We start from the raw sequence: 11,688 nt of genomic DNA on the forward strand, positions 1-11,688 counted from the left end.
CATGGCGCTCCGGCCAGCAACCGCCCCTGGAAGGAAGGGGGGCGGGCGGGCGTCAGAGGTACTTGCCGAAGAGCACCGTCACCCGCTCCGACAGCCGCTTGAAGAGGCCGCGCCGGCGCCACGAGTCCCAGCGAATCTCCACCGAGTGGCGCATGTCCTCCTCGAAGTCCTTGGCGAGCTGCGACGCCAGCGTCGCATCGTCCACCACCAGCGAGCCCTCCTCGGCGCTGAACGCCAGCGGGTCCAGGTTCGTCGAGCCCACCATCGACAGCCGGTCATCCACCAGCAGCGTCTTGGAGTGCATCATCGACACCTCGTACTCCCAGATGCGCACCCCGTTCTCCAGCAGCCGCGCGTAGGTGGCCCGCTGCCCCTCGTGCACCGGAGGGATGTCGTGGTGGCGCCCGGGCGTGAGCACCCGCACGTCCACCCCGGCCTTCGCCTTGGCGATGAGCATGTCCTGGATGGCGCCGGTGGGGATGAAGTACGAGTTGGCGATCCACAGCCGCTCCTTCGCCGAGGCGATGGCGAGCAGCGTCATGCGCTCGGCGTTGGTGAGCACGGGCGCGGCCGTGTGGGTGACGAAGCCGGCGCGGGCCTCGCCCGAGGCGGGGATGGGGTCCGGGAAGGCGTCGTCCGGGAGCATGCCACCTCCGGCCTCCTGCCAGTTCTGCGCGAACGCGAGCTGGATGCCGCGCACCGCCGGCCCCTGCACCCAGATGTTGGCGTCGCGCCACTCGCCCGGCTTCTTCCCGTTGCCCTCCCAGCTCTTCCAGATGCCCCAGCCGCCGGTGAGCCCGGACACGCCATCCCGCACGGCGAGCTTGCGGTGCAGCCGCGACTGGAGGCGCTTGAGGTTGAAGGTGGCGATGGTGCCCCGTATCGGGCGGAACACGCGCACCTCGCAGCCAGCCGCCACGAGCTGGGGCCCCACATCCGCCTGGAAGCGCATGCTGCCCAGCGGGTCCACCAGGATGCGGCAGGCCACTCCGGGGTGACGCTCGCGCAGCGCCTTGATGAGCCGGTCCGACGGGTCTCCCGCGCGCCAGATGTAGACGAGGATGTGGATGCTGGAGCGGGCGGCGCGAATCTCCTGCTCGAGGATGTCGAAGACGTGGCCGTTGTGGACGAGCTGCACCTGGTTGCCCGGCTCCAGCTCCACGCCCACCGTCTGGTACCAGGCGAGCGACAGGCCCTCGTGCGTGTCGGGCACATCGTCGTGGATGCGCAGGGCGAGCCGATGGTTCGGCAGGGGACAGCCCGCCAGCAGAAGGGCGAGCACCAGCAGCGGCCAACAGGTCTTCACGCACGCAAGCTAGTCACGTCCCCGGAGACTGCCTTCCAGCACGCACACGCCGTCCACCTGTCGACACGGCGAACCGTTCTCTGTCCGCTGGAACAGGGCCATCGGGGTGCGCGGGTGGACGAAACGGGAGGGCGACCCCATCCCTGCGCGACACACGGGTCCGTTCTCGAGAACCATGCGCCTGCCTGTCCGCCTGTCCTTCCATCTGCTCTCCCTCGTGCTCCTGGGAGCCCTGCTCGTGTCGCCGCCAGCGTCCGGCCGGCCCCTCACGGACGTCCATGAGGGGCTCCTGGCGGCGCGGGCCCGGGGAATCCCCGTGGCGCTCTCCCTGCTTCCGGACCAGGGGGTCGAGTCCACCCCCATCCCCGTCGTGGAGTCCGATTCATCTGCCGACGCCCCCCGGCACGAGCCGCCCCCGCGGAACACGAGCGCGCTGCCTCCGCGGCTGGTGGAGGATGCACCCGTCACGGCCGGAGCCTGGGTGGCCTATGGCACGTTCGCGCTGGTGCCGCTCGGGGGGGTGTATGGCGCGAGCCGCCTGGAGGGAGAACGTTTGTGGGTGACGGCGGCGGAGACGGCGGCCGGGGGCCTCACGGGCTCGTTGGTGGGAGGGCTGCTGTTCCTGCAGCCAGCGGAGGCGGGCGGGCGCTGGTCGGAGCTGGACGTGGCGGCCTTCGGCGCGGGCATGGCGCTGACCCCTCCCCTCGCGGCGCTGGGCACCTGGGGGCTCGGCGAGCTGGCCTTCAATGGCAGCCGGGACCGGGGACAGGCCTTCCTGGGCGCACTGGGCGGGGCGGCCGTGGGCACGCTGCTCGGCGTCGTCGCGCACGGGGTGCTGGAAGAAGTCGTGGGCAACCGGGGCACGCTCGCGTGGTTCCGGAAGACGATCGCCCTGGGCTTCATCGGCTCGGGTGCCACCGTGGGCTACCAGTGGGCGGGCGGCGGCCCGCGCGGTCGCTCTCGTTGAAACGCCAGGACGCGCGCCTCCACTGGTAGGCTCGCGCCATGAACCGTCTGCTCCTGATCTTCTCCGCCAGCCTGCTCCTCCTCACGTCCGCGTGCGGCGACACGGGAGACCCCACGAAGGTGAAGTACGCGGCCTCGCTGGGCGTGGACCTCGACGCCATGAACCGCAGCGCCTCCGGGCTCTACACGCAGGACCTCGTGGTGGGCACCGGCACCGAGGCCACCCAGGGCCGCATCGTCAATGTGCACTACACCGGCTGGCTCCCGGATGGGTCCATGTTCGACACCAGCCGTGACACCCCCGAGAAGCCCATCTCGTTCACGCTTGGCAAGGGCGAGGTCATCGATGGCTGGGACGAGGGCGTCGCCGGCATGAAGGTGGGAGGCCAGCGCCGGCTCGTCATCCCCTCCGAGCTCGGGTACGGCGAGGCGGGCTACCCCGGCGTCATTCCCGGGAACTCGGTGCTCGTCTTCGACGTGGAGCTGATCAGCGTCCGCTGAGGCACGACACCGCCATGACCGACTTCATCGAGGTCCACGACGGCGTCCTGTCGCCCGCGCTGTGCCAGGAAATCATCCAGCTCTTCGAGAAGAGCCCCCACAAGCACCGGGGCCAGACCGGGGGCGGCGTCGACCTGTCCAAGAAGGACAGCCATGACCTGCTGCTCAACGCCCACCCCGAGTACCAGGACCTGCTGCGCCGCCTGCTGGACCACGCCTTCCCGCCGCTCCGGAGCTACCTGCGCAAGTACCTGTACGCGATGATCGGCGCCGTCTCGCTCGCGATGAAGCACCCGACGACGGGCCAGGTGGTGACGCTCACGCGGGAGAACTTCGCGGAGATCGGCGACCCGAACCTCGACCAGCTCATCGGCATGCTCTACCGCTACGGCAACCTCCAGGTGCAGAAGTACCTGAAGGGCACGGGCGGCTATCCGCACTGGCACTCGGAGGTGTTCCCGAAGGACGCCAGCTGCGAGCCGCTGCACCGGGTGCTCGCGTTCCAGTTCTACCTGAACGACGTGAGCCAGGGCGGCGAGACCGAGTTCTTCTACCAGGAGAAGAAGGTCCAATCGAAGGCCGGCCGCATGCTCATCTTCCCCGCCGGCTTCACCCACACCCATCGCGGCAACCGGCCGGAGTCCAACGACAAGTACATCATCACCTCGTGGGTGATGTTCCACCGCGCCGAGACGATGTACGGCGGACGCCCCGCTCCGTGAGGCTCAGTCCTTGTTCTTCCAGGAGGCGCGCAGGGTCATCCCCTTCGCGTCCTTCTGGAGGATCTCCGCCTGGGGCTCCGCCGCGCCGCCGGCGCGCATGCCGGCGATCACCAGGCCCACGGTGAAGTGGCGCAGCACGTCATCCGTCTCGTTGAACCACAGGTCCATCGCCGTGGGCGAGACTTCCGTGACACGCACCTCCGAGTAGTTGTTGCCGGTCCGGAAGTTCTTCTGGGCGCGTTGCAGCATCCGCCGCGGTCCGAGGATGCGCAGCATGGAGAACATGGCGCCGCCGATCATCGAGTCCTGGTAGCCGTCGATCATCCGCTCGCCCAGCTTGCGCCAGGCCACTTCGCGGCGCTCATGGGGGAAGACGAATGGGGCGCTGAGCTCGATGCAGCGCGCCCACGTCTGCACCGGGTAGGCGGGCAGCAGCGGCTTGCCCAGGTCCACTCCCACCGTGAGCAGCTTCGCCTTCAGTTCGGCGGGGACCCCCTCCGGGAAGGCGCGCGACAGCATCCCCTGGAGTGAGTGGTTGAAGATGAGCGGTGTGTCCGACATGCGCCGTCACCCTAGCGCGATGACCTGGGGAGTGGGAGGGAATCGTAGGGGTTCTTGACGCGATGCGCTGGCACGCGGCGTCGTGGGCCGAATGCATGGGAGACCCGAGCCCCCTCTTATGCCCGCCTGGTGGGAGGCCTTGTTGAGGGGACGGGCAAGCCGTTAAGGGAGCGCCCCCCCAAACGAAGACGAAGTTTCTCCCATGAAACAGTACGAGAAGAAGCTCGACGCGAACGGCCGCCCCTACCTGGAGACGAACCTCACGGGGCTCGTGCTCACCCGCCTGCCCCTGCTCAACAAGGGTCCCTCCTTCACGCTGGAGGAGCGGCGCGAGTTCGGGCTGATGGGCCTGCTCCCCCCGAAGGTGTCGTCCCTGGACGAGCAGATCGAGCGCTCCTACGCCAACTTCCGCTCCTTCCGCTCGGACCTGGAGAAGCACGTCTTCCTGCGCGCCCTGCAGGACCGCAGCGAGGTGCTCTTCTACGCGCTGCTCAACCGGCACATCGAGGAGATGATGCCCATCATCTACACCCCCACGGTGGCGCAGGCGGTGGAGCAGTTCAGCCGCATCTACCGCTACCCCCGCGGGCTGGTGGTGAGCCCGGAGAACATCGGCGACATCGACGCGATGCTGGAGAACACGCCCTTCCCGGACGTGCAGCTGATCGTGGCCACGGACAACGAGGGGATTCTGGGCATCGGCGACCAGGGCTTCGGCGGCCTGGCCATCTGCATCGGCAAGCTGTCCCTGTACACGGCCGCGGCGGGCATCGACCCGGCGGTGACGCTGCCGGTGGAGCTGGACGTGGGCACCCACCGCAAGGAGCTGCTCGATGATCCGCTCTACCTGGGCGTGAAGCGCCCGCGCATGGAGGGCAAGGAGTACGACGACTTCATCCACACCTTCGTGATGGCGCTCAAGAAGCGCTTCCCCAACGTGCTGGTGCAGTGGGAGGACTTCAGCAAGCAGAAGGCCTTCGACGTGCTGGACCGGTACCGGGACGTGCTGCCCTCGCTCAACGACGACGTGCAGGGCACGGGCGCGGTGGTGCTGGCGGGCCTGCTGTCGGCCACGCGGCGCAGCCAGACGACGCTCGGGCAGCAGGTGTACGTGGTGCACGGCGCGGGCGCGGGCGGCGTGGGCGTGGCGCGGCAGATCGTCCGCGGCATGGAGCGCGAGGGCCTGAGCACGAAGGAGGCGCGCGAGCGCATCTTCCTCATCGACTCCAAGGGCCTCATCCTGAAGGACCGCAAGGGGCTGGAGCCCTACAAGCTGGAGTTCGCGCACGAGCCGTCGCGCGTGGCGGGCTGGAAGCTGAAGGGCGCGATTCCCAGCCTGCTGGAGACGGCGCGGGAGGCGAAGGTGACGGTGCTGCTGGGCCTGAGTGGCCAGCGCGCGGCGTTCGGCGAGGACGTGGTGAAGGCGGTGGCGGCCAACACGCCCTACCCGGTGGTGTTCGCGCTGAGCAACCCCACGGCGAACAGCGAGGCGGTGCCGGAGGACATCTACCGGTGGACGCAGGGCAAGGCGCTGGTGGCCACGGGCAGCCCCTTCGAGGACGTGGAGTGGGACGGGGCGCCGCACCCGGTGGGCCAGGGCAACAACGCCTTCATCTTCCCGGGCCTGGGGCTGGGCGTGCTGCTGACGCGCTCGAAGCGGGTGACGGACGGCATGCTGACGGCGGCGTCGCTGGCGCTGGCGGACTACACGGACGGCGCCCGGCTGGCGCAGGGCGCGCTCTACCCGCGCATGGACAGGCTGCGCGCGGCGAGCCGGCAGGTGGCCATCGCCGTGATGCGCCAGGCGGTGAAGGAGGAGGTGGCCACGCGCGAGCTGCCCGAGGACCTCGAGGGCCTGCTCGAGGCCGAGATGTGGCGGCCCGAGTTCCTCCCCCTGCGGCGCGCGCCGGGGCAGTGAGGCACCGGGTCGGCCCGAGTGGCTCCGCGCTCCAGCCCCGCGTCAGCGGCTGGAGCCGGGCCCGGTCCCTCGGGGCACGCGCACGGTGAAGGTGGTGCCCGCCTCGCCGGTGCTCACCTCCACCCGCCCGCCGTGCCCCTCCACCACCTGGCGCACGATGTACAGCCCCAACCCCAGGCTCCCCGCCGGCCGGAACTTCGACATGCCCCGGCGGAACGGCTCGAAGAGCACCGGCAACAGCTCCTGAGGAATGGGCGCTCCCTCGTTGGAGACCGACAACTCCACCTCTCCCCTCCGCGAGTGCACCTTCACGCGCACCGCCGTCCCCTCCCTCGCGTGCCTGAGCGCGTTGGACAGCAGGTTGGAGAGCACCTGCCTCATGCGCGGGCCGTCCCACTGCCCCTCGCAATGGGGGTCTCCCTCCAGGCGGATGTCGCTGCTCGGGTGCGTCACGGAGAACTCGTCGATGACCTCGTGGCACAGCCGCACCAGGTCGTTCGCCGTGCGCTCCAGGGGAATGCCTCCGCCCAGCCGCCCCCGCGTGAAGTCGAGCAGGTCCGAAATCATCCGCCCCATGTTGTCCGCGCTGTTCGCGATGCGCCCCGACGTGCGCATCAGCGCTTCCGGCGTGGGCCGCTCCATCCGCTGCAGCGTGCGCGCCCCCAGGGAAATGGCCTGCAAGGGATTGCGCAGATCATGGCTCACCACCCCGAGGAACTGCTGCTCCAGCTCCGACCGCTGCCGCGCCTCTTCGTAGAGCCGCGCCCGTTCCAGGGCCTGGGCCCCCAGCTGACAGAGCGACTCCAGGTTCGCCTCCTCCTGGGGACTGATGCGGCGCTGCGAGAGGAAGCTCAACCCCAGCACGCCCACCACCCGCTCGCCGTCCTTCAGCGGCATGACCCCCCAGGAGCGGCGCGAGCTCCCACTCAACCGCCGGGCGACGTCGGGCCAGCCCCGCTCGAAGGCATCACGGGATTCGATCCACACCGCGCGTCCCGTGCGCACCGCCTCCGCGAGGGGGGTGGGATCGGTGATCGACATGGACTGGTACGCGCGAAGCAATTCCTCCGGGTAGCCAACCGCCCCGAGCACGACCAACGCCCCGCCCACCCTCACGCAGACGGAGCCCGCACAGGCCTCCAACGATTTCAGCCCGTGCTCCACCAGCGCATCGGCCACCTGCTTCGGGGTGAGCGCGTGCGCGAAGGCGGCCGTGGTGGCCTGGAGGGCCGCGGCATGCTGCTCGGCCAGCTTGCGCTCGGTGATGTCCAGCACGGTGCCCAGCATGTGGACCCGTCCATTCGCGTCGGAGTGCACCCGGCCCCGCGAGGCCACCCACCGGAGCACTCCGTCCTGGAGCCCCAGCGTCCGGTACTCGGCCTCATGGATGCCTCCGTCCTGGCCGGACAACGCGCGCTCGAAGCGCTCCTCCACCCGCGCGCGGTCATCCGGGTGCACGCCCTCCATCCACCTGTCGTACGTCACGCGCGCATCGGGCGGCAGCCCGAACAACTCCCGGGTACGCGCGTCCCACTCCAGCTCCCGCGTGCCCGGCGTGTAGCTCCAGACTCCGAGCGCGGCGGACTCCATCGCCAGGCGCAACCGCTCCTCGCTCCTCCGCAGCGACCCCTGGGTGGCCTTCTGCTCGGTGATGTCCTCCACCGTCAGCACGCTGGCGACGATGGTGCCCTCCGCGTCGCGCACGGGCGCGGCGCACGTCCGGGTGAGCCGGGTCGAGCCATCCTCGTGGCGGATGGCGAGCTCCTCCGCCACCGTCTCCCCCTCGCGCAGCGAGCGCACCAGCGGCAACTCCTCCATCCGGTAGGGCCGCCCATCCAGGTGCAGGAGGCGCTGCGCGCGGTACTCCGCCGACATCTGCCGCACGGGCGACCCCACGAAGGAGACCAGCCGCTCATTGGTCAGCAGCGTCCGGCCCGAGGGGGCCTCGGCGATGAGGACGCCCGTGGGCATCTGCTGCAACACGGCGTTGAGCAGCCGCTCCTTGGACTCCAATTCGGCCATGAGCTGATTCAGCTGGCGCTCGGCCTGCCGGCGCGCGGTGATGTCCACCACCACCGTCACGCCCCGGCGCGACTCGCCCTCGAACAGCGCGGAGCCGCGAATCACGTCCACCCGCGTGCCGTCCTTGCGCAGGTACTGCTTCTCCATCAGCTCGGACACGCCCGTCTCGAGCAGTGCCTGGACGCTGCGGTGGTCCTGCTCCCGCCACTCGGGGGGCGACATCTTCCGCCAGTTGAGCAGGCCCTGCTCCAGCTCCTCGCGCGTGGCGCCCACCATCTCCAGGAAGGTGTCGTTGGCATCGAGGATGGTGCCATCCAGATCCCAATAGTAGGTGCCCACCACGCCGGACTCGGTGAGCCGCCGCGCGCGCGCCTCGGACCTCTCCAGCTCGCGCTGCAGCCGCTGCTGTTCGGCCAGGGCCTCCTCGTGCTCGCGCTTGCGGGCCAGCTCTCCCCGACGCATGCGCACCAGGGCCCACGTCTGCGCCACCAGGTGCTTGGGCTCGATGGGTTGGGGGATGTAGCCGTCCGCCCCATCCTCGAAGAGCCGCGCCTCCAGCTCCTCGTCCCGCAGCAACGAGGAGACATAGAGCACGGGGATGGCGGCGGTGGTGGGGTCCTCCTTGAGCCGGCGACAGACGTCGAAGCCGCTCATGTCCGGCAGACGCACGTCCAGCACCACCACGTCCGGCCGGAGCGCCGCCGCCGTCAGGGCCTCCTGGCCATTGGCCGCCTCCAGCACTTCCATGCCCGCCCGGCGCAGCGCCTTGACGATGACGTACCGCTTGGCCTCCGTGTCATCCACCACCAGCACCCGCCCTTCCATCCGGGGGGTGGAGGCCTGCTCCCCTCGCGACGCCCACCGCGGAGAAGGCTCGGGGTTACTGCTGCTCGACAAGATGTGGACTCCTGTTCGCCTGGGGGGCAGGCGTGTACGAAAAAGTTCTGCCACGGAACACCTCGACGAGTCCCGAGAGTCCGCTCGAGGCTGTCCACCACCTTACGGGCCAGGCCTGGAGTCTTCCCCTCGCCTGGGAGGTGGCTCCGCCGTCTGGGATACCCGTACGGTGAAGGTGGTGCCCGCCTCGCCGGTGCTCACCTCCACCCGCCCGCCGTGCCCCTCCACCACCTGGCGCACGATGTACAGCCCCAGCCCCAGGCTCCCCGACGGCCGGAACTTCGACATGCCCCGGCGGAACGGCTCGAAGAGCACTGGCAATAATTCCTCCGGAATGGGCGCGCCCTCGTTGAACACCGATAGCTCCACCTCCCCCTCCCGCGCGAGCACCCTCACGCACACCGCCGACCCCTCCCTCGCGTGCCTGAGCGCGTTGGACAGCAGGTTGGAGAGCACCTGCCTCATGCGCGGGCCGTCCCACTGCCCCTCGCACAACGCATCGCCCTCCAGGCGGATGTCCCGGTCCGGGTGCGTCACGGAGAACTCGTCGATGACCTCCCGGCACAGCCGCACCATCTCGTTCCTCTCGCGCTCCAGGGGGATGCCTCCACCCAGCCGCCCCCGCGTGAAGTCGAGCAGGTCCGAAATCATCCGCCCCATCGTGTCCGCGCTGTTCGCGATGCGCCCCGCCGTGCGCAACAGGGCCTCCGGCGCGGGCTTCTCCATGCGCTGCAGCGTGCGAGCGCCCAGCGAGATGGCCATCAGCGGGTTGCGCAGATCATGGCTCACCACCCCGAGGAACTGCTGCTCCAGCTCGGCGCGCTGCCGCGCCTCCTCCTTCGCCCGACGCTCCTCCTCGTAGAGCCAGGCGCGCGCCAGGGCCTGGGCACACAGCGCGCAGAGCGACTCCAGGTGCGCCATGTCCTGAGGACTGAAGCGGCGCAGCGAGGAGAAGCTCAACCCCAGCACGCCCACCACCCGCTCGCCATCCTTCAGCGGAATGCTCAGCCAGGTGCGGCTGCGGCTCCCCTGGAGGATCTTGAAGAACTCGGGCCACTCCCGCTCCAGGGACTCGGTGGCCTGGAGCCAGACGGTCCGCCCCTCGAGCGCCGCCAGGCAGGAAGGGGCGCGGATGTCGAGCGGGAAGTCGCCATGTTTCTGGAGAATGTGGCTGGGGTAGCCGAAGTGGCTGATCATCCGCAGCTGCCCGTCCTCCACCTGGCTGACGGAGCCCGCGTAGGCATCCAGCGACTTCAACCCATGCTCCACCAGGGCCTCGGCCACCTGCCGCGGGGTGAGCGCATTGGCGAAGGCGGCCGTGGTGGCCTGGAGCGCCGCGGAGCGCTGCTCGTTCAACTTGCGCTCGGTGATGTCCAGCCAGATGCCCGAGAAGCTGAGCGCCCGCCCCGCCTCGTCGAAGAGCACCCGGCCCCGCGCGGACACCCACCGCAGCATTCCGTCTTGCAGCCCCACCACGCGGAACTCGGTCCCGAAGAAGCCCCCGTTTCCGCCCGACAGCGCGCGCTCGACCGCCGCCGTCACCTGCTCCAAATCCTCCGGGTGCACCCCCGTCCGCCACACCTCGGGCCGCACGGAGGCCTGCGGCGGCAGACCGAACATCTCCTTGGCGCGCGCGTCCCAGCGCACCTCCCCGGTGGGGATGTCGTAGCTCCACGTGCCGAGCTCGGCGGCATCGAGCGCCATCCGCAACCGCGACCGGCTGGACTCCAGCTCCAACATGAGCTGCTTCAGCCGGCGCTCGGCCTCGCGGCGCTCCGTGAGGTCCACCACCATCGTCACGCCCCGGTCGGCCTCGCCCTCGAGCGAGGCGACCCCCAGCATCACATCCACCCGCGTGCCGTCCTTGCGCAGGTACTGCTTCTCGTACAGCACGCTGACGCCCTGGGCCTGGAGCTCCCCGAACGCCCGGGCATCCGCCGCCTCCCATTCGGGGGGCGTCATCTTCCGCCAGTCGAGCAGACCCCGCGCCAGGTCCTCGCGCGTGTAGCCCACCAGCGACAGGAAGGTGTCGTTGGCATCGAGGATGGTGCCATCCAGGTCCCAATAGACGATGCCCACCATGCCGGACTCGGTGAGCCGCCGCGCCCGCGCCTGGGACCTCTCCAGCTCGCGCTGCAGCCGCTGCCGCTCGGCCTCGGCCTCCTCGCGCTCGCGCTGACGGGCCAGCTCCGCCCGCCGCATGCGCACCAGGGCCCACGTCTGCGCCACCAGGTGCTTGGACTCGATGGGCTGGGGAATGTAGCCGTCCGCCCCGTCCACGAAGAGCCGCTCCTCCAACTCCTCGTCCCGAAGCAGGGCGGAGATGTAGAGCACGGGAATGGCGGCGGTGACGGGATTCTGCTTGAGCCGGCGGCAGACATCGAAGCCGTTCATGTCCGACAGGCGCACATCCAACACCACCACGTCCGGCTGCGTGGCCACCGCCGCGAGCGCCTCGCCTCCGCTGGACGCCTCCAGCACCTCCATGCCCGCCAGGCGCAGCGTCTGCGCGATGAGGTAGCGCTTGGCCTCCGTGTCATCGACGACCAGCACCCGCCCTTCCAATCGGGGGGCGGAGACCAGCTTCGCGGGCGACCCCCATCTCGAGGAGGAGGCGTGGTTGCTGCTCGACAAAACGGGGGCTCCTCATCAACTGGGGGAGGCAGGCATCGGCGGATGGATTTCTGCCATGACCCGCCCGGCCCAGTCCCGAACACACCGGCCTGGAGGAAAACAGGTGTCGACCACCTTACGCGTCCCAAGGCCGCCCTCCCGCCCTCCAGGGAGGCGAGCAC

Annotated in this window: 8 protein-coding genes; 4 read left to right on the forward strand and 4 right to left on the reverse strand. The window is 69.9% G+C overall.

The window, feature by feature from the left end:
• Positions 1–52: 52 nt before the first annotated feature.
• Complete coding sequence (locus JQX13_RS12585; protein WP_203409247.1) at positions 53–1,306, reverse strand: phospholipase D-like domain-containing protein; 1,254 nt, start codon at positions 1,304–1,306, stop codon at positions 53–55.
• A 175-nt stretch (positions 1,307–1,481) separates the two neighbouring features.
• Between JQX13_RS12585 and JQX13_RS12590 the strand changes: the two genes are divergently transcribed.
• From JQX13_RS12590 to JQX13_RS12600, 3 genes are read left to right on the forward strand one after another with little or no spacing between them, the layout of a single operon-like run.
• Positions 1,482–2,273: a hypothetical protein gene (locus tag JQX13_RS12590; protein ID WP_203409248.1), complete on the forward strand. Its 792-nt coding sequence runs from the start codon at positions 1,482–1,484 to the stop codon at positions 2,271–2,273.
• Positions 2,274–2,311: 38 nt separating this feature from the next.
• Positions 2,312–2,773, forward strand: coding sequence for an FKBP-type peptidyl-prolyl cis-trans isomerase (locus JQX13_RS12595; protein ID WP_203409249.1), 462 nt, complete (start codon positions 2,312–2,314; stop codon positions 2,771–2,773).
• Between the two features lie 14 nt (positions 2,774–2,787).
• Positions 2,788–3,495, forward strand: a complete 708-nt coding sequence (locus JQX13_RS12600) for a 2OG-Fe(II) oxygenase family protein (protein WP_203409250.1) — start codon at positions 2,788–2,790, stop codon at positions 3,493–3,495.
• A gap of 3 nt (positions 3,496–3,498) precedes the next feature.
• On the opposite strand, the gene JQX13_RS12605 is transcribed toward JQX13_RS12600, so the two are convergent.
• Positions 3,499–4,056, reverse strand: a complete 558-nt coding sequence (locus JQX13_RS12605; protein ID WP_203409251.1) for a DUF2378 family protein — start codon at positions 4,054–4,056, stop codon at positions 3,499–3,501.
• Between the two features lie 202 nt (positions 4,057–4,258).
• Between JQX13_RS12605 and JQX13_RS12610 the strand changes: the two genes are divergently transcribed.
• Positions 4,259–5,974, forward strand: a complete 1,716-nt coding sequence (locus tag JQX13_RS12610) for an NAD-dependent malic enzyme (protein ID WP_203409252.1) — start codon at positions 4,259–4,261, stop codon at positions 5,972–5,974.
• 42 nt (positions 5,975–6,016) lie between these two features.
• Here the strand turns inward: JQX13_RS12610 and JQX13_RS12615 are convergent, their stop codons facing one another.
• Both JQX13_RS12615 and JQX13_RS12620 read right to left on the reverse strand, forming a co-directional pair.
• A complete protein-coding gene (locus JQX13_RS12615; RefSeq protein ID WP_203409253.1) occupies positions 6,017–8,893 on the reverse strand; it encodes a PAS domain S-box protein in 2,877 nt (958 codons plus the stop codon).
• 102 nt (positions 8,894–8,995) lie between these two features.
• The gene (locus tag JQX13_RS12620) at positions 8,996–11,446 is read right to left on the reverse strand and encodes a PAS domain S-box protein (RefSeq protein WP_203409254.1); all 2,451 of its coding nucleotides are present in this window, start codon (positions 11,444–11,446) and stop codon (positions 8,996–8,998) included.
• Positions 11,447–11,688 lie beyond the last annotated feature (242 nt).

Source organism: Archangium violaceum (genome assembly GCF_016859125.1).
GTDB classification, from domain to species: Bacteria; Myxococcota; Myxococcia; order Myxococcales; family Myxococcaceae; genus Archangium; species Archangium violaceum_A.